25 protein-coding genes are annotated in these 20,672 nt (G+C 67.9%); 19 read left to right on the top strand and 6 right to left on the bottom strand.

What is annotated here, in order from left to right; genetic code table 11:
* The first annotated feature begins 70 nt into the window (after window positions 1–70).
* The 9 genes from MK181_09435 to atpC all read left to right on the top strand — a co-directional run bounded on the left by MK181_09435 (window position 71) and on the right by atpC (window position 7,481).
* Entirely contained in the window at window positions 71–523 is a 453-nt protein-coding gene (locus MK181_09435) for an ATP synthase subunit I (protein MCH2420022.1), read from the top strand.
* A complete protein-coding gene (gene atpB, locus MK181_09440; GenBank protein MCH2420023.1) occupies window positions 520–1,287 on the top strand; it encodes a F0F1 ATP synthase subunit A in 768 nt (255 codons plus the stop codon). The genes MK181_09435 and atpB overlap by 4 nt, the downstream gene beginning before the upstream one ends.
* A gap of 119 nt (window positions 1,288–1,406) precedes the next feature.
* On the top strand, window positions 1,407–1,664 hold the full coding sequence (gene atpE / locus MK181_09445; protein MCH2420024.1) for an ATP synthase F0 subunit C: 258 nt from the start codon (window positions 1,407–1,409) through the stop codon (window positions 1,662–1,664).
* 55 nt (window positions 1,665–1,719) lie between these two features.
* Window positions 1,720–2,427: a F0F1 ATP synthase subunit B gene (gene atpF, locus MK181_09450; GenBank protein MCH2420025.1), complete on the top strand. Its 708-nt coding sequence runs from the start codon at window positions 1,720–1,722 to the stop codon at window positions 2,425–2,427.
* Window positions 2,420–2,950 (top strand): ATP synthase F1 subunit delta, encoded by a 531-nt coding sequence (gene atpH / locus MK181_09455; GenBank protein ID MCH2420026.1) that lies wholly within the window; start codon window positions 2,420–2,422, stop codon window positions 2,948–2,950. Before atpF ends, atpH begins: the two co-directional genes overlap by 8 nt.
* 30 nt (window positions 2,951–2,980) lie before the next feature.
* A complete protein-coding gene (atpA, locus tag MK181_09460; protein MCH2420027.1) occupies window positions 2,981–4,600 on the top strand; it encodes a F0F1 ATP synthase subunit alpha in 1,620 nt (539 codons plus the stop codon).
* Between the two features lie 81 nt (window positions 4,601–4,681).
* Window positions 4,682–5,620: a F0F1 ATP synthase subunit gamma gene (locus tag MK181_09465; protein MCH2420028.1), complete on the top strand. Its 939-nt coding sequence runs from the start codon at window positions 4,682–4,684 to the stop codon at window positions 5,618–5,620.
* 35 nt (window positions 5,621–5,655) lie between these two features.
* A complete protein-coding gene (gene atpD, locus MK181_09470) occupies window positions 5,656–7,074 on the top strand; it encodes a F0F1 ATP synthase subunit beta (protein MCH2420029.1) in 1,419 nt (472 codons plus the stop codon).
* Window positions 7,075–7,082: 8 nt separating this feature from the next.
* On the top strand, window positions 7,083–7,481 hold the full coding sequence (gene atpC, locus MK181_09475; protein ID MCH2420030.1) for an ATP synthase F1 subunit epsilon: 399 nt from the start codon (window positions 7,083–7,085) through the stop codon (window positions 7,479–7,481).
* A gap of 33 nt (window positions 7,482–7,514) precedes the next feature.
* Here atpC and glpX read toward each other — a convergent pair whose 3' ends face one another.
* Complete coding sequence (gene glpX / locus MK181_09480) at window positions 7,515–8,504, bottom strand: class II fructose-bisphosphatase (GenBank protein MCH2420031.1); 990 nt, start codon at window positions 8,502–8,504, stop codon at window positions 7,515–7,517.
* Window positions 8,505–8,583: 79 nt separating this feature from the next.
* Here glpX and MK181_09485 point away from each other — a divergent pair, with 79 nt between their 5' ends.
* Entirely contained in the window at window positions 8,584–9,381 is a 798-nt protein-coding gene (locus MK181_09485) for a hypothetical protein (GenBank protein MCH2420032.1), read from the top strand.
* Between the two features lie 84 nt (window positions 9,382–9,465).
* Window positions 9,466–9,753 (top strand): hypothetical protein, encoded by a 288-nt coding sequence (locus MK181_09490; protein MCH2420033.1) that lies wholly within the window; start codon window positions 9,466–9,468, stop codon window positions 9,751–9,753.
* Window positions 9,754–9,789: 36 nt separating this feature from the next.
* Here the strand turns inward: MK181_09490 and MK181_09495 are convergent, their stop codons facing one another.
* Window positions 9,790–10,779 carry a fatty acid desaturase gene (locus MK181_09495; protein MCH2420034.1) on the bottom strand — a complete coding sequence of 330 codons (990 nt, stop codon included), beginning with the start codon at window positions 10,777–10,779 and terminating at the stop codon, window positions 9,790–9,792.
* A 77-nt stretch (window positions 10,780–10,856) separates the two neighbouring features.
* Here MK181_09495 and MK181_09500 point away from each other — a divergent pair, with 77 nt between their 5' ends.
* Window positions 10,857–11,429 (top strand): dienelactone hydrolase, encoded by a 573-nt coding sequence (locus MK181_09500; protein MCH2420035.1) that lies wholly within the window; start codon window positions 10,857–10,859, stop codon window positions 11,427–11,429.
* Here MK181_09500 and MK181_09505 read toward each other — a convergent pair.
* Window positions 11,426–12,913 carry an MFS transporter gene (locus MK181_09505; protein MCH2420036.1) on the bottom strand — a complete coding sequence of 496 codons (1,488 nt, stop codon included), beginning with the start codon at window positions 12,911–12,913 and terminating at the stop codon, window positions 11,426–11,428. The two genes, MK181_09500 and MK181_09505, sit on opposite strands and share 4 nt — an antisense overlap.
* Before the next feature lie 106 nt (window positions 12,914–13,019).
* On the opposite strand from MK181_09505, the gene murA reads away from it, so the two are divergent.
* Window positions 13,020–14,303, top strand: a complete 1,284-nt coding sequence (gene murA / locus MK181_09510; GenBank protein ID MCH2420037.1) for a UDP-N-acetylglucosamine 1-carboxyvinyltransferase — start codon at window positions 13,020–13,022, stop codon at window positions 14,301–14,303.
* 2 nt (window positions 14,304–14,305) lie between these two features.
* On the opposite strand, the gene MK181_09515 is transcribed toward murA, so the two are convergent.
* On the bottom strand, window positions 14,306–14,464 hold the full coding sequence (locus MK181_09515; protein ID MCH2420038.1) for a hypothetical protein: 159 nt from the start codon (window positions 14,462–14,464) through the stop codon (window positions 14,306–14,308).
* A gap of 73 nt (window positions 14,465–14,537) precedes the next feature.
* Here MK181_09515 and MK181_09520 point away from each other — a divergent pair, with 73 nt between their 5' ends.
* From MK181_09520 to MK181_09535, 4 genes are read left to right on the top strand one after another with little or no spacing between them, the layout of a single operon-like run.
* Window positions 14,538–14,867 (top strand): NifU family protein, encoded by a 330-nt coding sequence (locus tag MK181_09520; protein ID MCH2420039.1) that lies wholly within the window; start codon window positions 14,538–14,540, stop codon window positions 14,865–14,867.
* Window positions 14,868–14,925: 58 nt separating this feature from the next.
* Window positions 14,926–15,705: an enoyl-CoA hydratase-related protein gene (locus MK181_09525; protein ID MCH2420040.1), complete on the top strand. Its 780-nt coding sequence runs from the start codon at window positions 14,926–14,928 to the stop codon at window positions 15,703–15,705.
* A 52-nt stretch (window positions 15,706–15,757) separates the two neighbouring features.
* Window positions 15,758–16,390 carry a dimethylsulfonioproprionate lyase family protein gene (locus tag MK181_09530; GenBank protein MCH2420041.1) on the top strand — a complete coding sequence of 211 codons (633 nt, stop codon included), beginning with the start codon at window positions 15,758–15,760 and terminating at the stop codon, window positions 16,388–16,390.
* Between the two features lie 26 nt (window positions 16,391–16,416).
* Entirely contained in the window at window positions 16,417–17,337 is a 921-nt protein-coding gene (locus MK181_09535) for a rhomboid family intramembrane serine protease (GenBank protein ID MCH2420042.1), read from the top strand.
* 28 nt (window positions 17,338–17,365) lie between these two features.
* Here the strand turns inward: MK181_09535 and MK181_09540 are convergent, their stop codons facing one another.
* Window positions 17,366–18,124 carry a methyltransferase domain-containing protein gene (locus tag MK181_09540; protein ID MCH2420043.1) on the bottom strand — a complete coding sequence of 253 codons (759 nt, stop codon included), beginning with the start codon at window positions 18,122–18,124 and terminating at the stop codon, window positions 17,366–17,368.
* Window positions 18,125–18,184: 60 nt separating this feature from the next.
* Here MK181_09540 and MK181_09545 point away from each other — a divergent pair, with 60 nt between their 5' ends.
* Window positions 18,185–19,351, top strand: coding sequence for a cysteine desulfurase (locus MK181_09545; GenBank protein MCH2420044.1), 1,167 nt, complete (start codon window positions 18,185–18,187; stop codon window positions 19,349–19,351).
* On the top strand, window positions 19,348–20,394 hold the full coding sequence (gene mnmA / locus MK181_09550) for a tRNA 2-thiouridine(34) synthase MnmA (protein MCH2420045.1): 1,047 nt from the start codon (window positions 19,348–19,350) through the stop codon (window positions 20,392–20,394). The genes MK181_09545 and mnmA overlap by 4 nt, the downstream gene beginning before the upstream one ends.
* Here the strand turns inward: mnmA and MK181_09555 are convergent.
* On the bottom strand, window positions 20,391–20,672 hold a 282-nt coding region (locus tag MK181_09555; GenBank protein ID MCH2420046.1), incomplete at its 5' end, for a hypothetical protein. The genes mnmA and MK181_09555 overlap by 4 nt on opposite strands.

Below are 20,672 nucleotides of genomic sequence, written 5' to 3' on the forward strand. Positions count from 1 at the left end.
CCTACGGCGAGAGCCTGGACCGGGCCCTGGTCGAGCGCCGCGCCGCATGGCGGGCCGAGGGCGCACCGCGGTGAGCGATCCGGTGGCCGTCGAGCCTGTCGCCCCCGAGTCGGACATCGCCCGCCACCTGGCGCGCCGTGCAGTCCTCGTCGCCCCGGTCTTCCTGGTTGGAGGCCTGATTGGCTGGGGGCCAACCGGCCTCTTCTCGGCGGCCCTCGGGCTCGTCCTGGTGGCGGTGAACTTCCGCCTCGGTGCTGCCATCATCACTCGGGCTACACAGATTTCCATTAACGCCCTCTACGGAGCCGTCCTCGGCGGCTACGTGGCACGGCTGGGTCTCATGACCGCCGTCGTGCTCGTCGTGAAGGCCGGCGGCTGGCTGGCCACTGTCCCCTTTGCCATCACCCTGCTCGTCACCCACCTCGGCCTTCTGGTCTGGGAGTCCCGGCACGTCGCCTTGACGCTTGCCGCTCCCGGTCGCCGACCGGCCAATCTGAACCGACAGGAGAAGCGCTCCACGTGAACGTGCTCGCACTTGACTTTCCGCCAGTCAGCCACCTGTTTGAGTGGCCCGACATGTTGTTCGGTGGGACCGCCTACGCGGTCAACAAGACGGTGCTTATCTACCTCGCTGCCGTAGCCATCACTGGGGCCATTTTTTTGTTAGCCGGTCGGAAAACTGGCTCGCTGGTGCCGGCCGGAATCCAGCACGTGGCCGAGTCGGGCGTGACGTTCATCGAGGAGTCAGTGGTAATGGAGACCATTGGCGAGGAAGGCAAGAAGTTCGTGCCATTCCTGACCACCATGTTCTTTTTCATTCTCTTCTCCAACATCTTCGAGGTGGTGCCAGGAATCCAGTTCCCGGCCAACAGTCGTATGGCAGTGCCGATCACCCTGGCCCTCGTTGTGTGGGTCATCTACAACTTCGTAGGCGTGCGTGCCCAAGGCCTAGGCGGATATCTCAAAAACTCTTTGTTCCCGCCGGGCGTGCCGGTGGCTCTGTATCTGATTGTGACACCTATCGAGTTGGTGTCGACCTTCGTCGTGCGACCCTTCTCACTGGCCATTCGGCTCTGGGCCAACATGGTTGCAGGTCACCTGCTACTGGTGACCTTCGCTGTGTTGACTCACACGCTTTGGTCGAATGGCTATGTGGGTGCTGTGGCGCCCTTTTCCATGCTGATCATGATGACCGGCTTCGAAATCTTGGTGTCAGTGCTACAGGCCTTCATCTTCACGATCCTGACTGCCGTGTACATCGGTGGCTCGCTCCACCCGGCGCACTGATCCGCTCACCGCAAATCGCCGTCCGCCAAAAGGCGGGCACGAAACCCCTACCGACAAATAACGACAAGTCTCCGGACCGGAAACACCGGCCGGGTGCATGAGAAAACAGGAGAATCCAAGTGCTCAACGTTCTGGCGCAGACGGGACCTGGTGAGATGCTCGAGGGCCTCAAGGCCATTGGTGCCGGTCTCGGTTATGGCCTAGCGGCTATCGGACCAGGTGTCGGTATCGGCACTGTGGTCGGTAACGCCATCTCCTCGATGGCCCGACAACCCGAGTCGGCTGGCATGGTCCGGACGACGATGTTCCTCGGTATTGCCTTTACCGAGGCACTCGCCCTGATCGGTTTCGTCGTCTTCATCCTCCTACTGCCCTGATTGGGTTCTACCCCCTCTAGGTATTCACGAGACCCTTCGAGAAGAGAGACGAACTATGCGAATCCGACGGAACCGCCTGTTAGCGGCCCCGCTGTTCGCCCTGCTAGGCATCGCGGCTTTTGCTGGCCCGGCCCAAGCCTCGGGCGAAAGTGTGGGCGGTTGTATGGCGGAAGTGATTCATGAGGCCGAGGAGCATCATGGAAAAGACCACGATGTGCTTCATGACGAGCACGTGCAGGATGACTTGGAGAAGTGCTTTGAGGCACCCAACCCGATCCTCCCAGAACTGAACGAGATCATCTGGGGTGGTGCCGCCTTCCTGATCCTGTTCGTACTCATGGTCAAGAAGGGCTTCCCGGCTGTCAAAGGGGCCATGGACGCCCGGGCTGAGAGGATTCGGAGCGACCTGGACGCTGCCGATCAGGCTCGGACAGACGCCCAGGCCGTACAGGCCGACTACGAAGCCCGCCTGGCCGACGCCAAGTCCGAGGCGGCCCGCCTCATTGACGAAGCCCGGGGGGCTGCCGACGAGTTGAAGGTCGACCTGGCTGCCCGCGCCGAGGCTGACATCGCTGAGATGCGAACCCGCGCCGCGACCGACATCGAGTCGCAGAAGGCCCAGGCCATCGCTGACCTCCGGGCCGAGGTGGCCGGAATCGCTCTTGGTGCCGCTGAGAGGGTGGTCCAGTCCAGCCTCGACGCCGAGGTCCAGGGTCGACTGATTGACGCTTACATCGACGAGGTAGCCAGCAGCGATGGCTGACCACACGGTGGCTGGCTACGCCGAGGCACTGTTTGCTGTGGCTGTGGCGGAGGGTAACCCGGCCGAAGTTGAGGACGAGTTGTTCCGGTTCGCCCAGGCTCTCCTGTCCAACGACGACCTCCGCTCGACCCTGGCCGACCAAGGTGTGGCGGCGCCCGTTCGGCAGCAGGTCGTGGAGGATCTGCTGGACGGGAAGGCTTCGGATACCACGTCGGCCCTTGTCTCGATGGTGGTCGGTGCCGGGCGCGCCACCGAGCTGCCCGCCATCGTGGAAGCGATGGTCCAGATGGGAGCAGCGTCGCGAAATAAGGCGTTGGCCACCGTCCGTTCCGCGGTCGACCTGACTGCCGAGCAGAGGGATCGTCTGGCTGCCGCTATCAACACTCGCACCGGCCGTGAGGTCGAGGTCAAAGTGGTCATCGACCCGTCCGTACTGGGTGGCGTGGTCACCGAGATTGGTGACGACATCATCGACGGCAGCGTTCGACGCCGCCTCAACCAGCTCCGTGAGAGCTTTCGCTAGGCCACCGGCCAGAGACAAGAGAGACACGACATGTCTGAACTGACGATCAACACGGCGGACATCGCCGCCGCGATCCAGAAGAACCTCGACAGCTTCGAGCCCAGCCTGGAACAGACCCAGGTCGGCCGGGTGCTTGAGGTGGGCGACGGAATCGCTCGCGTGTCGGGCCTGCCCGACGCCGCTGTAAATGAGCTTCTCCAGTTCGAGAGCGGTACCTTCGGGCTCGCCCTGAACCTCGACGAAGAGTCCATCGGTGCGGTAGTCCTCGGCGAGGTGGACGACATCGAGGAGGGCCAGACCGTCCGGGCGACCGGTGACATCCTGTCGCTGCCGGTGGGCGACGGTCTGCTGGGTCGCGTCGTCAACGCCCTCGGCGAGCCCATCGACGGCAAGGGCCCGCTGACCAACACTCAGCCCCGGCGCATGGAGATCCAGGCACCGGGGATCATGGGTCGTAAGCCTGTGCACGAGCCGATGCAGACCGGCATCAAGGCCATCGACTCGCTCATCCCCATCGGTCGTGGCCAGCGTGAGCTGATCATCGGCGATCGCAAAACCGGTAAGACGACGATCGCCATCGACACAATCATCAACCAGGCCGGCCAGGGCATGAAGTGCGTTTACGTGGCCATCGGCCAGAAGGCGTCCACCGTGGCCCAAAACGTGGCCGTGCTGGAAGCCCACGGAGCCATGGAGTACACGGTCGTGGTGGTCGCCCCGGCCTCTGACCCGGCGCCGTTCAAGTACCTGGCGCCCTACGCCGGATGCGCCATCGGCCAGCACTGGATGGACAACGGCGGCCACGCCCTGGCCATTTACGACGACCTGTCCAAGCAGGCCGAGGCCTACCGTCAGATGTCGCTCCTCTTGCGCCGCCCGCCGGGCCGTGAGGCCTACCCGGGCGACGTCTTCTACCTGCACAGCCGCTTGCTGGAGCGAGCGGCCAAGCTCAGCGACGATCTGGGTGCCGGTTCAATGACCGCCCTACCGGTCATCGAGACGAAGGCCGGCGACGTCTCGGCGTTCATCCCGACCAACGTGATCTCGATCACCGACGGCCAGATCTTCCTGCAGGACGACCTGTTCAAGTCGGGCGTGCGTCCGGCCGTAGACGTCGGTATCTCGGTGTCTCGGGTTGGCTCGGCCGCCCAGGTCAAGGCCATGAAGACGGCCGTGGGCACGCTCAAGTCCGACCTCCAGCAGTTTCGGGAGCTGGAGTCGTTTGCTGCCTTCGGCTCCGACCTGGACGCGGTGTCCCAGGCTCAACTGGACCGCGGCTACCGGTTGACCGAGCTCCTCAAGCAGGGCCTCAACTCGCCCCTGCTGGTCGAGGAGCAGGTCGTGTCCATCTGGGCCGGTACCCGGGGGCACCTCGACGGGGTGGACGTCAGCGACGTCGGCCGCTTCGAGGCCGACCTCTTGGACTGGTTCCGGACTCGTCACGCCGACGTGCTGGCCGGGATCCAGGAGACCGGAAAGATCGACGACGAGGACGCCTTCGAGGCGGCCATAGCGGCGTTCACCGAGCAGTTCGATGGCTCGACGGCTTCCGCCGGTCCCGCGCCGGATGCCGAGGCCACCGACACCGATTCCACCCTCGTGGATGCTGACACGACGCTTCCCGAAGAGGACATCTCGGAGATCAAGTGAACGCCGTGACCTATTCGCCGGGCTCCGTGGCATCCCGCTCCGTTTCCGACCGGCGCGCCCCCTCGACGAAGGGGGCGTGCTGTGGCCGGCGGTAAGGAGAGGGTGCTGCGACGCCGGATCGGCAGCGTTCAGAACACCAAGAAGATCACCCGGGCCATGGAGTTGATCGCCGCCACGCGCGTCGTGAAAGCCCAGCAGCGGGCTCGGGCGGCCAAGCCGTACGCCGAGCAGATCACTTCGGTGATTGAGAACCTGGCTGCCGGGGGCGCAGAGGTTGACCACCCGCTGCTCCGCCAGGTCGAGACGGTCCAGCGGGTGGGCGTGGTGGTGATCTCGTCGGATCGCGGCTTGGCCGGTCCCTACAACTCGGCCGTCATCCGGGCCGCCGAGCGTCAGGTGCAGAACGCTCGGTCGGAGGGAGCGGACTACTCGCTGATCGTGATCGGCAAGAAGGCCCGCGACTACTTCGCCTTCCGAAACTTCAACATCGACACGTACACCAGCGGCATCAGCGACAACCCGACCTACGAGGACGCCCGTCGGGTCGCCGACACGGTGGCCTCAATGTTTACCGAGGGCCGGGTGGACCGCGTCGAACTCGTCTACACGGAGTTCATCAGCCTGGGCTCCCAGAAGGTAGCCGTTCGTCGGTTCCTGCCGCTGGAGAGCACCGCGACCATCGCAGCGGAGGGCTCCGGCGATTCCGGGATTAGCGGATCGTTTGAGTTCGAGCCCTCCCCGGAGGCCGTGCTGGCTGCCCTTCTGCCCCGCTACGTGGAGGCTCGCCTGTTCGGCGCCCTGCTGGAGTCGGCGGCTTCCGAGCACGCCAACCGCCAGCGGGCCATGAAGGCGGCTACCGACAACGCGGAGGAACTGATTACCAAGCTCTCGCGCGAGATGAACCGGGCCCGTCAGGACGCCATCACCACCGAGATCATGGAGATCGTCAGCGGTGCCGAGGCACTGGGGTCTGACGACACCAAGACCAAAGAACCCGTCGCCGCCGGCGTCGAGGCCTGAACCAGCACACGATCGAAGTAGAGCCAGGAGCAATCATGACCGACACCGCTCTCAAGGACGGCCGTATCGTCGGCATCGCCGGACCGGTGATCGACGCGGAGTTCCCCCAGGGTGAGCTTCCCGAGATCAACACGGCCATCGAGTTCGACGTTGTGGTAGACGGAGCGACCGTCACCATCGTGGCCGAGGTGGCCCAGCAGATCGGCGACAGCCGGGTGCGCGCCATCGCTATGAAGCCGACCGACGGCCTGACCAGGGGCACCACGGTGCACAACACGGGCCAGGGCATCAGCGTGCCGGTGGGTGACGCCACCCTTGGCCATGTGTTCAGCGTGACCGGCCAGGGCCTCGACGACCCGACGGCCGGCCAAGGAGCCGAGCGCTGGGAGATCCACCGTTCGGCTCCGTCGTTCGACTCGCTAGAGCCCAAGGCACAGATGTTCGAGACCGGGGTAAAGGTCATCGACCTGCTCACCCCGTACCTGCAGGGCGGCAAGATCGGTCTGTTCGGCGGGGCGGGGGTGGGCAAGACGGTACTCATCACCGAGATGATCAACCGGGTGGCCACCAACCACGGTGGCGTGTCGGTGTTCGCCGGCGTGGGCGAGCGCACCCGCGAGGGAACCGACCTCCTCCTGGAGATGGGCGAGTCGGGCGTGCTCTCCAAGGCCGCCCTGGTATTCGGCCAGATGGACGAGCCGCCGGGGGTCCGCCTGCGGGTGGCTCTGTCGGCCCTGACCATGGCCGAGTACTTCCGCGACGTACAGGGCCAGGACGTGCTGCTGTTCGTCGACAACATCTTCCGGTTCGTGCAGGCCGGTTCCGAGGTATCGACTCTGCTGGGTCGCATGCCGTCGGCCGTCGGCTACCAGCCGACGCTGGCCGACGAGATGGGAGACCTGCAGGAGCGAATCACCACAACCCGTGGCCGGTCGATCACGTCGATGCAGGCCGTGTACGTGCCGGCCGACGACTACACCGACCCGGCGCCCTTTACGTCGTTCACCCACTTCGACGGCACCACCGAGTTGAGCCGCGACATCGCTGCCCTCGGCATCTATCCGGCCGTGGACCCCTTGGCCTCCACCTCGACCATCCTCACTCCCGAGGTGGTCGGCCAGAAGCACTACGACACGGCCCGCCGCGTCCAGGAGATCCTTCAGCGCTACAAGGAACTACAGGACATCATCGCCATCCTCGGGCTTGACGAGCTCTCCGAGGAAGACAAGATCACCGTGTCCCGGGCCCGCAAGGTCCAGCGGTTCCTGTCTCAGCCCATGAACGTGGCCGAGGTGTTCACCGGCCTGCCCGGCGTGACCACGCCTGTCGAGGAGACGGTCGACTCGTTCGCCGCCCTCGTGGACGGTGAGTTGGACGACTTGCCCGAGCAGGCATTTCTGAACGTGGGTGGCGCCGAGGATGCGCGGCGTAGAGCCCGCGAGCTGCAGGGCTGACGTTCGCCATGACGTTCCAAGTCGAGCTGGTCTCCCCGGAGGCCATCTCCTACAGCGGTGAGGCCGAGATGGTCATCGCCCGGACGCTCGAGGGTGGCGACATCGCCTTTCAGCCCGGCCACGTTCCGTTCATCGGTGTGCTGGCCGTCTGGTCGGTCGACGTGGTCCGGCCCGACGGGAACCGGGACACCATCGCCGTGCACCAGGGCTTCGTCCAGGTGGCCGGTACCCGGGTGAGCATCCTGTCTGACGTCTCGGAGCCCTCTGCAGACATCGATGTGGACCGGGCCCGCGCGGCGAAGGGCAACGCTGAGGCGGCGCTTACCACCGACCGGAACAACGCCGAGTTGGCCGGTGCGCTGGCCCGGGCTGAACTACGCCTCCGGGTGGCAGGCGCTGACGCCTGAGCCGTCCCAGACGTACCGCTGGTCGCCGTCGGCTCAGTAGACGGGCGAGAACTCCTCGAGCTTGTCCAGCACGTGGTGCGCCTCGATCATGCGCACGGTGCGTGACTTGGACCGCATGACCAGCGACTGGGTGTGGGCCTTGCCCGAGGTGTAGTGCACGCCCTTGACCAGGTCGCCGTCGGTGATGCCGGTGGCCGAGAAGAAGCAGTTGTCCCCAGCCACCAGATCGTCGGTAGCCAGCACCTGGTCTAGGTCATAGCCGGCCTCCAGGGCGGCGGTGCGCTCAGCCTCGTTGCGGGGCCACAGGCGTCCCTGGATGGCCCCATCCATGCACTTCAGGGCGGCGGCCGAGATGACGCCCTCCGGCGTGCCACCGATGCCGAACAGCACGTCGGCCCCGGAGTCCCGCCAGGCGGTCGAGATGGCGCCAGCCACGTCACCGTCTGGGATAAGCCGGATGCGGGCCCCAGAGGCCCGGACCTCGTTGATGAGCTCAGCGTGGCGGTCCCGGTCCAGGATTACTGCCGTCAGGTCCCGAACGTCTTCCTGCTTGGCCTCGGCGATCCGGCGGAGGTTTTCGGTCGCTGACTCCGCGATGTCGATCACTTCGGCACACTCTGGCCCGACGGCGATCTTCTCCATGTAGACGCACGGCCCCGGGTCGAACATGGTGCCGCGGTCGCTCACCGCGATGACGGCGATGGCGTTGGCCCGACCAAGCGAGGTCAGCGTGGTTCCGTCGATGGGATCCACGGCGATGTCGGCGGCCGGCGGTTGGCCATTGCCGATCCGCTCGCCGTTGAAGAGCATTGGCGCCTCGTCCTTTTCACCCTCACCGATGACGACGATGCCGTCCATGGCCACGGTGTCCAGCACGTGGCGCATGGCGTCCACGGCGGCTCCGTCGGCCCCCTCCTTGTCTCCCCGGCCCATCCACCGAGAGGCGGCCAGCGCGGCCGCCTCGGTGACCCGACAGAGGTCGAGAGCGAGGTTGCGGTCGGGTACCTGGGCGTCGACAGTCATGGGGAGTGAACCTAGCCCCGTGGCGCAGCAGTGGCGTCCCCGAATCCGGTGGTCCGGTGTCCGGCCTCCGGGTGGCAGGATGACCGCCGTGGCGTGGTGCTTCCAGTGCGGGATCCAGTACTCACCGGGGGTCGAGGACTGCGTGGAGTGTGGGTTGGCCCTGGTGGACGAGGCCCCGGTGGAGGCCGCCGAAGTAGGGAGCAGTGACGAGGACCAGTTGGCCTACGAGCTTCACGAGTGGGCAGGGGAGAGCCGTCGGATCCTGGACCAGGTCTTGACCGCTGACGGCATCGCCCATGCCTGGCAGGGGGCAACGCTGGTTGTGCGGGCCGACGACGAGGAAGCCGTAGACCGGGCGGTGGTCGAAGCGGACGAAACCGGCGGTCCGGCACTAGACCCCGAGGCTGAGAAGCTGGCCTACGAGGTGGGCGACTGGGCAGCTGATGAGCAGTCGGCGTTCAGCGAGCTGCTGGTCCGCCTGGGCGTCCCCCACGAGTTCGATGAGGTGGGCGACCTGGTGGTGCAGGCCGACGACGAAGAGGCGGTGGAATCGGCGCTGGACGCCTTCCAGGGTGGGTCCGACGAGCGTCCCGAGCTGGAAGGCCTGGGCGCCAATGGCCTGCTCAGTGACCTGTTCGTGGCCTGCGACCGGTTGCGGCGCGATGCCCGGGATCTAGCCGGTATCGATCGCTTGGTAGAGCTCTCCCCGGTCCTAATCGGCCACCGACCACCGTTTGGGATTGATGGGCAGCTTTGGAACGCCCTCGGCGGCCAAACCGCTGAGCTGGTGAACCTTCTGGGCCGGGGTGACGCCGACCCGGAGGAGGTGTCGGGCCTAGCTGCCGGCCTGGCCGGGGTGCTCCGCCAGCTGACCTGAGGCCCCGCCTTGCGGGGATGCCTGGCACCGGGGGAGGCTCAGCGCTCGGTCGGGAACCTCCCGGCGGAGGAAGAAGGAGAGGCCGTGCGTTTCATCCAGATCATTGAGTCCGAGGGGGATGTGGCCGAAGAACTGGCCGGCGTGCAGGGCTACGCGGAGCAGGCAGCCGGCGACGAGACCGTGAAGGTCGAGCGGGTCACCGTCTGCGGTGACCGGGACCGCCCAGGGACCGTCATCATGATCGCTGAGTTCGCCTCGGCCGATGCCGCCAAGCAGAACGACGAGCACGAGATCACCCAGGAGGGGGCGGCCAACGCCCCCGACGGCACCACCTACCGGAATCTGGACGTCCACGGCGTCGTCGAGATGTGAGCCGCGGGCCGCCGATGGCGGCCCCAACGACCAGCCTCAGCCGGCCCGCAGCGCCCGCCAGAGCGACCGATACGAAGGCCACTCCAGGTCGCCGACATAGCCGTCGGCGACTAGCGCAGCGTGCAAGCGGGGCAGGTTGCGGTACGGCACCGTCATGTCGGCGTGGTGAGCCAGGTGGTAGCCCACCCCAAAAGGCACCATGACCAGCTTGGCCGGAAGGGTCTGTCGAACATGGTGGGTGGTGGACCGCCGGTCCGGTGAACGCGTCATACCTCCGTGCTCGGCGATGGCTCGAATCCGGTTCAGCCCCTGATACAGGGTGGCCCACGGCAGCACCCACAGCAGCGGGTACAGCCACGGATAGCCCGAGATCCAGAAGGCACCGAACACCAGGGCCTGCCCGGCCAGGAACCGATAGGTGAGGCGTCGATGCCGGATCTCGCCGAGGCGCTGGAAGCGGGGCCGCACGATTCGAAAGGCCGACACGCCCAGCAGGTCCCGTCGGTGCTTGCGGCGCATCGAGGCGGCGCTGATCGGGTACTGCGAGTAGAGCAGGAAGTCGGGTTCCTTCGGTCCGAACTCATCACGGTGGTGGTTGATGTGGCCGATCCGGTAGCCGTGGCCGCCCGTTCCGAAGGTCAACCAGCCGATCAGGTTGATACCGACCAGGTCGTTGACCCGTCGATTGGAAAACAGCACCCGGTGCGCCGCCTCGTGGTGGAGGATGAACAGCCGGTTCTGGGCTGCTGGCATAAGCAGGAAGGCCACAACCCAGCCGACTGGGTGGGAGGTGGCCACAGCGGCGGCCACCACGGCAACCGGGAAGAGGACAGCGCCGGCCACCGTCAGGGCATTGTGTCCGTCGGGGATCCTCCGCAGCGACTCACGGAAATTGCCCTTCGGGCGCCCGTCGGGGTGGAACCGCTCGCTGCCGGCGAAGGCCGGTGGCGAGGGGGTCATGCCGCCGGTCATCGAGGTGATCAGCGCCGCGTGTCGAGGGGCGTCATCCGGAGAGCGGGACTCCATGTGGGGAGGATACCGACGGTCGGTTCCCCGGCCCCGATCGGACCGGTCAATCGGACGGCCGGGGCTACCCTCCGACGATGCCCACCACGCCGGCCGTTTCCGGCCTGTTCCTCACCCCCGGGGCGGGTAGCGACCGCGACCACCCGAGCCTGGTGGCCCTTGAGGAACGTCTGGCCCCCCTGCCGGTGGAGCGCATGGACTTCCCGTACCGGAAGGCAGGAAAGCCGTTCCCCGACCGGGCTCCGATACTGGTCGGGGCGGTGTACGACGGCGTGGCCGCTATGGCGACCGACCGGGGGATCGACCCGGCGAGGCTGGTGCTGGGCGGTCGCAGTATGGGGGGCCGGATGTGCTCGCTGGCCGTGGCCGACGGGCTCCCAGCGGCCGGCCTGGTACTGGTCGGCTATCCGCTGCACCCTCCGAAGAAGCCCGAGAACCTTCGGGTCGACCACTTTGGCGACCTCGACGTGCCGTGCCTGTTCGTGTCTGGCGACCGCGACGAGTTCGGGTCGCCCGCCGAGTTCGACGCCCACCTGTCGGCCATCCCTGGCCCGGTCACTGTGGTCCGGTTAGCGGGTAAGCGACACGACCTGAAGGGAGTGGAGGACCAGGTGTGCGACGCCGTCCAAGAGTGGCTAGTCAGCCTCTAGACGGGAACGTCGCCGGGGTTGAGGTCCTCCAACTCCACCCGGGCCGTCTCTGGGAACCAGCGCAGTACCAGTACGGCAGCCAACACAGGCCCGACGGCGACCACGAGGAAGGCCGGGCCGTACGAACCGAACCGGTCGGCCAGCACGCCAACGACCAACAGCCCGGTGGCGCTACCGGCAACCCCGAGGGTGACGATCAGGCCGTTGGCCCGGGCCCGGTTCCGGGTCGAGAACAGCTCCGGTCCATAGACGCCAAGGGCCACGGTCAGCGAGCCCAGCGCCGTGCCAACCACTGTTGAGGCCCACATAGCGGTTCCGGTGGCGTGGTAGCCGACCACCACGAACACCGTGCCGCCCAACAGGCCGAGGGCCCCCACACCCCGTCGGCCACGGGTGTCGGCCCACCGGCCAGCCAGGAAGATCCCGATGCCGGCCGGGGTGGTGGTCAGCAGCGTGAACAGGGTGATCCCGGCCGCCGAGTAGCCCCGGTGGTCCTTCAGGAAGTCGTTCTGGAACTGACTGGCCGGGGCGGCGAATACCAGCAGGAGGAACGAGGCGACGGCCAACATGAGCAACCGGTAGCCCTCGACCTTTCGGCGGCCCCCGATGTTTCCGTTGAGGACCGCTTGCTCCGACCCGATGTTGGCGGTGTAACGGAGCGACTCGGGGAGCCTACGGCCTACGGCTACCAGGCCCGGGATGGCCACCACGGGGACCAGGTAGACGGCCCGCCAACCCCGAGGGTCAAGGTCGGCTACCGGCAGGACCCATACGGCCATCCCCGCCCCGAGCGCCGCACATAGGGCCAGTACGCTGACCCCGTAGGCCCGAGAGCCCCGAGGGAGCTCCTCGGCGGCGAACACTCCGATAAGGATGCCCACGCCCATGGTTAGGCCTCGGGCCAGCAGTTGGGTGCTGCCGAGGAACCAGAGGCCCGGGGAAAGCGCCCCCAACGCCGTGGCGGCTACGGCGGCCAGCGCGGTGGCCACCAGGAGGCGACGTCGGCCACGACGGTCGGCCAGGGCCACCACGCCGAGGGCGACCACGATGCCGAGGCGCACTACGGCCAGCGTTACACCCTGGGCGGTGTCGCCCCGCCCGAACTCGTCGGAGGCGAAGGTGATGGTCTGGGTGATGACGGTACCCAGGTAGCCGTCGACCACCTGGACGCAGGCCAGCAGGCACAGGACGCGGGTAGCCCGAGCGTCGAGCCGGTCGGGTGGTGCCCACCACGGCACCCGGCGGGCCCGCACCGCCCATCGGAGGGGTAGGGCGAACAGGGGCCGCCACACCGCGACGGCTGTCCGGTAGGTGATTGTCTCCACTACCCGATGAGTTCCGTCCCTACCCCCATCGACTTGGAGGGTCCGCTCCCAAGAGTGGAACGGTCCGTGGTCCAGAGTGAACCGGTCCCTGCCGACCGCCACCTCGCTGACTAGGTCGTTTCGGGGACGCCTCAGCTCAGCCAGGCCGCGATCGTCCACCTCGTGAGATACGACCACTGAAGTGGTGCGGTGGCGGTCGCCATCGGGCGAGCTGGTGGTGATGGGCTGCCCTCCGGTGCGCTCGACTGCCCACCATACTGAGGGGATGGAACTCCCCTCGGACGACCGCGACCCCTCCGCCGGAGGGCGCTCGGTGATCCGGGTCCGGCAGTCGGGCCCGCTTTCCGGTTCAGTCCGGGTGTCCGGGGCCAAGAACTCGGTGCTGAAGCTGATGGCGGCCGCTGTCCTGGCCCCCGGCCGGTTCACTCTGCATAACGTTCCCCGTATCGTCGACGTGGCCCTCATGGCCGATCTGCTGGAGGGCATGGGGGCGAAGGTCGCCCACGTCGACGACGTGCTGACCATCGACGTGCCCGAGCAGATGGTCCCCGAGGCTCCCTATGAGTTGGTGGAGCGCATGCGAGCCTCCATTGTGGTGCTGGGGCCGCTCCTGGCCCGGTTCGGCGAGGCCCGGGTGTCGGTACCGGGAGGCGACGACTTCGGCCACCGCCCGATCGACATGCATCTCCGGGCCCTGAAGGAGCTAGGGGCCACCTTCACGGCCAGCCACGGGTACATCGAGGGACGGGCAGAGCGCCTACTGGGGGCCCGGGTCATCCTGGAGTACCCGAGCGTGGGGGCCACCGAGAACCTCTTGATGGCCGCCGCGCTGGCCAAGGGCACCACAGTGATCGACAACGCGGCCCGGGAACCCGAGATCGCCGACCTAGCTGCTTTCCTAAACCTCATGGGGGCCGACGTGGAGGGGGCGGGCGGTTCCACCATCACCGTGGAGGGGGTGGAGCGCCTGCGGGCAGTTACCCACACGGTGGTTCCTGATCGCATCGAGGCCGCCACCTACCTGGCCGCCGTTGGGATGGCCGGCGGGGAGGTCCGAGTTCATGGTGCTCGGGCCGACCATATGGAGATGCTGCTAGAGAAGCTGGGCGCCATGGGTCTACGGGTCGACGACGGGGGCGATGTCCTCTGGGTCACGGCACCCGAGCGGTTGCGCTCCATCGACGTGTCCACGCTGCCCTACCCCGGGGTGGCCACCGACTACAAGCCGCTGCTCGTGGCCTTGCTCTCCGTGGCCGACGGAGTGGGGATCCTCACCGAGAACGTGTTCGCCGGACGCTTCAAGTACATACCCGAGATGGTGCGGATGGGGGCCGACATCCGGGTAGAGGGTCACCACGCGGTGGTCCGCGGGGTCCCGGTGCTGTCCGGTGCTCCGGTGCGGGCTCCCGACATCCGGGCCGGAGCCGCCCTGGTCGTTGCCGGCCTGGCCGCCGAGGGCGAGACGTTGGTGGCCAACGCCCACCACGTGGAGCGTGGCTACCAGGACCTGGTGGGGAACCTCTCCCGCCTGGGGGCCGATGTCTCCTGAGGTCAGGAGGCGTCGTCGCCGTCGGCCGGTGGTCGGCCGGCCCGTCTTGACCGCCGGTCGGCCAGCCACAGCAGGCCGGCCACCACGGCCACCGGTCCGGCCACCAGAAGCTTCTCGTCCCAACCACCCTGGTGGGCCAGCAGTGCGGAGAGGTTGGGCATTGGGCCAATCTACGGGCCCGGAGGATGGCGGAGTGAGGGTGTGGCCGCCCGATCCCGCTGCGAGAATGTCCCCATGTCCATAGACACCACATCCGGCCCGGTTGACGACCTGCTGACCCGGGTCGCCAAGGTCATCGAGGTGATCCGTCCGGCCATTCAGGCTGACGACGGTGACATCGAGTTGCACGGGGTGGACGAGGAGACCGGCGAGGTCACCGTGGAACTGGTTGGGGCCTGCGTGGCCTGTCCGGCATCGGACCAGACGCTGAAGGCCGGCATCGAGCGGATCCTGAGGGACCGGGTGGACGGTGTGACCGCTGTCCGCAACGTGGGCGAGACCGCCAACCCAGACGGTCCCATCGGGGCGACCGGACCGGACGAGGGAACCGCCGTCTCCCTCTGAGCGGACCGGACCACGCTCCGGTTCCACGGGCACCGGAGGCGCTGGGTACCCTCCGACGGTGATCGAGCAGCCCCTCCTTCGGGTCGAGAGACGAGACGACGGCGTCGTCCTGGCCACCCTGGACCGCCCAAAGGTCAACGCCCTGAACACCGACCTTCTCCTTGAGCTGGAGGCGCTGGCCGTAGCGTGCGCCGAGGACCCACCAGGATCCGTAGTGGTGACCGGGGCCGGCCGCATGTTCGCCGCCGGAGCTGAGCTGGCCGAGTTCGCTGACCCAGAAAGGCGACCGGTGCAGGCCGACGCCTTCCGGACTGCCTTCGGCGCCATCGAGCGAATCCCCTGCCCAACGATCGCCGCCGTCAACGGCATGGCCCTAGGAGGGGGAGCCGAGTTGGCTTGGTGTTGTGACATTCGGATCCTTGGTGAGGGATCGGTCTTTGGTCAACCCGAAGTTTTCCTCGGGATCATTCCCGGTGGCGGAGCTACTCAGCGCCTGACAGGACTAGTGGGCCGATCTACGGCCAAACGACTTATCTGGGGTGGAGCCCAGATCACTGCCGCCGAAGCCCTAAGGCTCGGATTGGCCGACGAGGTAGTGCCTGACGACGAACTCCTCCACCGTGCACTTGCCCTTGGCGCCGAGTATGCCGAAGGCCCCCGCCTGGCAATTCGGGCTGCCAAGCGGGCAATTGACGAGGGAGTGGACCTTCCTTGGCCGACCGGTATCGACCTTGAGTTGGACCTGTTCCTAGAAGTCTTCGAGACCGAGGACGCCCGCCGGGGTGTCGAGTCGTTCTTCGAACACGGTCCGGGCAAGGCGACCTTCGAAGGACGCTGAGCGCCCTACCGTCTACTGGCTTGAGCGACTAACCGGGTCTAGGTTCCGCGCCGTGGTCGCCCCCTTTGTCGAAGCGTTCCGTGCCTTCGCCGTCGCCGAGGGGGACCGTGACCCCGGGTTGGCCCGACCGATGGCTCTGCTGGCTGGCGGCTTGGACCACGTCACGGTGGCCGAACCGACTCCCCAGGCTGGCCTGCCGGTGGCCGACCGGCACTTCGAGGCGGCCCTGGCGGCTGGCGTAGGGGTCCCGGCCGACTTGGCCCGGATAGTGGCCGGGCGGACCGGTTGGGCCCGGCCGTACCCCGACTATGCCGGCCAGCCAGATATGGACGCCCTACGGGTCAACTACGCCTACTCGCCGATTATCGGGGCCGCCGAGGATGCCATCTCCGGGAACGCGGTGACTGCCCTGTATCTCAGCGACGAGGTGTTCGCCGGACTGGTCCTCCAGGGCCCTGGGGTGGTCTATCCGCCACACGTCCACAAAGCGGCCGAGGTCTACTGGGTGGTTAGTGGGACTGCCGACTGGCAACGGGGCGACGACTGGTCGACCCACGGGCCCGGGTCGGTCATCTTTCACGACACCGGCGTCCGCCATGCCACGGTCACCGGTGACGAGCCCCAGTTGCTGCTCTTCGCCTGGGTCACCGACCCAGATTCCATCCCCGTCATCATCCGGCACTGACCGGGGCCGCCGGTACGGTGCGCCCGATGGAGCCGACGTCGGAGACCGACACCTGCCACTGGCACCCCGACAACCGGGCCGGTGTGCGGTGCCAACGGTGCGATCGGAGAATCTGTGCCCTGTGCATGAACACCGCCTCGGTGGGCTTCCACTGCCCGGAGTGCGCAGCTCCCACCCCCCGACGGCGAACCTGGTCCGGTCCGGCGCCGTCGGCCACCGGCCTGAGCACCCCGGCTCGGGGCGGCCTCGACGCCACTACGGCGGTGATCGGCCTGAACCTGGCCGCTTTCTTGGCCATGGCGGTGGCCGGCGGGACCGGATCCAGCGTTTACCGACGCTTTGCCTCAGGGGGCGGCGAGGTGACGTGGGACTACGGCCTGCTGGGGATTGGACGCGAGGGGCTCCGGCTGGTGGGCGTGGCCGAGGGCGACTGGTGGAGGTTGGTCACTGGAGGGTTCCTCCACGCCGGCCTGCTGCACCTGGTGTTCAACATGTTCCTACTCTGGATGCTCGGCCACCAGCTGGACCGCCTTCACGGTCCGACCCGTTTCCTGGGCCTGTACCTGGGGTCGCTGGCCGGCGGCGCCCTGGGCGTGATGATGATGGATCCGACGGCGTTGACCGTTGGTGCCTCGGGCGCCGTGTTCGGCCTCATGGCGGCCACCGTGGTCCACCAGCTCCATCGGGGGGTGAACCCGTGGGCCAGCGGGGTGGCCGGCCTGGTGGTAGTGAACCTGGTACTGACCTTTGGGCGGCCGGGGATCAGCATCGGTGGCCACCTAGGAGGCTTGATTGGTGGGGCGGTGCTGGCCTGGGTGGTCGACGCCTGCGACCGACGGCGGCTGCCCCGAGCCGTAGGCACCACCATCCCGTACGTGGCCACTCTGGCCTTTCTAGCCGCCGCCGTCTGGGCGGCCGGACGGTGGTGGGATCCGGTCCTGGGCTGAGCCGGCCGTCGGGTCGACGGCTCGCAAGTCAGGTCGGTGACCGCCAGGTCGACACGTGGAACGGGGAGTCCCCGGTGAACGGTGTGCCCGACCAGTCCTCGGTCCGACCCTCTAGGACCAGCCCAGCCGCGGTGGCCATAGCGTCCAACTGGTCAGGCGTGGCGTACCGGAGTACGTAGGGGAAGAGCCGGTTCCCGGTGGCCGTGACCTCGATCCGCTGTCCGGTGATGATCTGGGCTTCGACATCAATGCGCACGACGTCCAACAGGACCCGGTCCAGGCCGACGTCCCGGACTGACAGGCCGTCGTGGGCTTCCGGGTCGGGGACGAACGCCTCGATCACGAACCGCCCGCCGGGACGCAGCAGACGGGCTACCGAACCCACGCACCGGTTCTGGGCCTCAGCGCTGGTCAGGTTGAAGAAGGTGTTGAAGCCGACCAGGACCACGGCGAAACCGCCGTCGGACAGACCGGGGGGGTCCGCCATGTCGCCTTCCACCAGGGTGAGGCGACTGGCGCCCGGCTTAGCCCGGAGACGGTCCAGCATGGCCGTTGAGGAGTCCACGCCGGTCACGGCCAACCCGCATTCGGCCATGGCCAGGGCAAGGCGCCCAGTTCCCACGCCCAGTTCTAGGACCGGCCCACCCTCGGCCAGGTCGGCGATCCGCTCGGCCACCTCGGTGGGGTTGCCTATGACCGTCAGGGCCACCCCCCCGTCCTCGCCATACCACTCGTCGTAGACGGCGGCCATCCGGTCGCCGTAGGTCCGCTCGTCGTAGCCCTCCACGGAAGCAGTCTGGCGGACGCGAGATGGGATGCCCACTGGACCACGCCGTAGCCTCGGGTCATGGAAAACGCCGGACCCCAGGCCTACCTGGACCACGCGGCCAGCACCCCGGCCCGGCCCGAGGTAGTCGAGGCCATGGTGCCCTGGCTGGCCGACCACCCGGGCAACCCGTCGGGGGCCCATGCCGTGGCCCGTGCGGCTCGACGGGCCGTAGACGATGCCCGGGACTGGGTGGCGGCCCTGGTGGGCGCGACGGCCGGTGAGGTGGTGTTCACCAGCGGGGGGACCGAGGCCGACAACCTCGCCGTTGACGGAGTGGTTCGGGCGACTGGCGGCCTACCGGTCTGCTCTGCCGTGGAGCATCCGGCGGTGCTGGCCCCGGTACGGGAGGCCGGCGGGGTGGTGGTGCCCACCGATACCGGCGGTCGGATCGACCTCGACGCCCTGGCGGCGACCCTGGCCGGTGTGGACGGGGTTCGCCTCGTCTCGGTGATGGCGGTCAACAACGAGACGGGGGTGATCAACGATCTCGACGCGGTAGCCGACGTGGTGGCCGAGCACGCGCCGGAGGCCATGCTGCACACCGACGCCGTCCAGGCCGCAGCGTGGGTTGACCTCGGCCCGGCCTGCCGGTCCGCCGCCCTGGTCAGCCTGACTGGCCACAAGTTCGGTGGACCGAAGGGGGCGGGCGCCCTAGTGGTCCGCGACGGCGTGCCGATGGCAGCCGTGCTCCGGGGCGGAGGTCAGGAGCGGGACCGGCGGGCCGGGACGCAGAACGTGCCGGCCATCGTCGGCTTGGGGGAAGCGGCCCGCCTGGTACAGGCCGATCGGGAGGCAACTGTCAGGCGGATAGGTGCCCTCCGGGACCGCCTGGAGGGCGGCCTTCTGGCCGCTGTGGACGGGGTCCACCGGACCGTCCCCGACGGAACCCCCCGCACCCCTGGGGTGGCCCACCTGTGCATCTCCGGCGTGGAGAGTGAGGCCCTCCTCTTCCTCCTGGAGCGCCACGGCCTTTCGGCCAGCGCCGGCTCGTCGTGTGCCAGCGGGGCCCAGGAGCCCTCCCACGTGCTGGCCGCCATGGGCGTGGACCGGACGGCGGCCCTGGGCTCGGTCCGGCTCTCGCTGGGGCACGCCTCGACCCCTGCCGACGTCGACCACGCCCTGGCCGTGGTGCCGGCCACCGTGGCCCAACTCCGCGAGCATGCCCACACTGTGGAGTACGGATGATCGGGAGGGACACGTACGGGCCGGTCATGGTGGCCATGTCGGGCGGGGTGGACTCCTCGGTGGCAGCCGCTCTCCTGCTGGAGGCCGGCCACGAGGTGATCGGAGTGACGTTGCGCCTGTGGGGCGGCGAGTCCGACTCGGGATGCTGTGCCGTGTCCGACGTGGACGACGCCCGGCGGGTGGCCGACGCCCTGGGGATCGACCACCATGTGTTCAACCTGGGTGATGACTTCGACCGGGATGTCGTTGGGCCCTACGTGGACGACCACGCGGCGGGCCGGACCCCCAACCCGTGTATCGAGTGCAACCGGTACGTCAAGTTTGGCCGGCTCTGGCAGCGGGCGCAGGCCCTCGGCTTCAACCGTCTGGCCACAGGCCACCACGCCCGGGTCGTGGTCCGGTCGGACGGTGTCCGGCGGATCGCCCGTGCGACCGATCCGGCCAAGGACCAGTCCTACGTGCTGCACATGCTGGGCCAGGACGTCCTAGCTGGGCTCCTCCTGCCTGTCGGGGAGTTGACCAAGGCTGAGGTACGTCGGCGGGCCGCGGCGTTCGGCCTGCGGACCGCCGACAAGCCCGACAGCCAAGACGTGTGCTTCATCACCGACGCCCACGGCCGCCACGACTTCCTGCGCCGGCGCATTCCGTTGACGCCCGGTCGGGTGGTGGACGGTGCCGGAATCGAGGTGGGGTCGGTGGACGCCGTGGAGTTGGTGACCGTCGGCCAGAGGAAGGGGATGGCATTGGCCGGTGGCGGAGCGCCGCGCTACGCCGTGCACGTGGACGTCCCGGCGGCCACCGTCAGGGTGGGGTCGGCGCGCGACCTGCTGGTCGACGCCACGCCGGTGGAGAGGTTCTCGTGGGCTGATTGTCCGGTGGACGGTCCGGTGCTGGTCCAGACCAGCGCCCACGGTCATGTCGACCCGGCGGTTCTGGACGGTGACGTGGTCCGGTGGCCGGCTCCCCGACGCCGGGTGGCCCCGGGGCAGAGCGTGGTGTTCTACGAGGGCGACGAAGTGGTCGGCGGAGCCCTGGCCCGTTAGCTAACCGGTAGCCGCCGCCGGCCGGCCTCGTCCAGGACGACGTCGGGCCGGTTGGGCGAGCATAGGAAGGCCTCGATGGCCGCTACTTCGGTGGTGCGACCCCGGCCCGCCGGCAGGACGTCATGGGGTTCCCGGCAGCGCACCTCAAGGGCCAGGCCACGGGCCTGCTGGGTGAAGTCTGCGGCGTCGGTGTCGACGGCCGCCGGACCGATGCGGGCCAGCCCAGCCCGCTGGAGGAGGGTTGGCTCGGCCAGAGCCAGATGGTCGTGGAGAACGAG

The organism is Acidimicrobiales bacterium, assembly GCA_022452035.1.
Lineage (GTDB): Bacteria > Actinomycetota > Acidimicrobiia > Acidimicrobiales > MedAcidi-G1 > UBA9410.

Bases quoted from the DNA above. Each gene is read 5' to 3' on its own strand.
- atpA (MCH2420027.1), top strand. From the start codon at position 2,981: ATGTCTGAACTGACGATCAACACGGCGGACATCGCCGCCGCGATCCAG.
- MK181_09520 (MCH2420039.1), top strand. From the start codon at position 14,538: ATGTCCATAGACACCACATCCGGCCCGGTTGACGACCTGCTGACCCGG.
- MK181_09545 (MCH2420044.1), top strand. From the start codon at position 18,185: ATGGAAAACGCCGGACCCCAGGCCTACCTGGACCACGCGGCCAGCACC.
- atpD (MCH2420029.1), top strand. From the start codon at position 5,656: ATGACCGACACCGCTCTCAAGGACGGCCGTATCGTCGGCATCGCCGGA.
- MK181_09535 (MCH2420042.1), top strand. From the start codon at position 16,417: ATGGAGCCGACGTCGGAGACCGACACCTGCCACTGGCACCCCGACAAC.
- MK181_09485 (MCH2420032.1), top strand. From the start codon at position 8,584: ATGACCGCCGTGGCGTGGTGCTTCCAGTGCGGGATCCAGTACTCACCG.
- mnmA (MCH2420045.1), top strand. From the start codon at position 19,348: ATGATCGGGAGGGACACGTACGGGCCGGTCATGGTGGCCATGTCGGGC.
- MK181_09515 (MCH2420038.1), bottom strand. From the start codon at position 14,464: ATGCCCAACCTCTCCGCACTGCTGGCCCACCAGGGTGGTTGGGACGAG.
- atpH (MCH2420026.1), top strand. From the start codon at position 2,420: ATGGCTGACCACACGGTGGCTGGCTACGCCGAGGCACTGTTTGCTGTG.
- MK181_09500 (MCH2420035.1), top strand. From the start codon at position 10,857: ATGCCCACCACGCCGGCCGTTTCCGGCCTGTTCCTCACCCCCGGGGCG.
- glpX (MCH2420031.1), bottom strand. From the start codon at position 8,504: ATGACTGTCGACGCCCAGGTACCCGACCGCAACCTCGCTCTCGACCTC.
- MK181_09495 (MCH2420034.1), bottom strand. From the start codon at position 10,779: ATGGAGTCCCGCTCTCCGGATGACGCCCCTCGACACGCGGCGCTGATC.
- murA (MCH2420037.1), top strand. From the start codon at position 13,020: ATGGAACTCCCCTCGGACGACCGCGACCCCTCCGCCGGAGGGCGCTCG.
- atpC (MCH2420030.1), top strand. From the start codon at position 7,083: ATGACGTTCCAAGTCGAGCTGGTCTCCCCGGAGGCCATCTCCTACAGC.
- atpF (MCH2420025.1), top strand. From the start codon at position 1,720: ATGCGAATCCGACGGAACCGCCTGTTAGCGGCCCCGCTGTTCGCCCTG.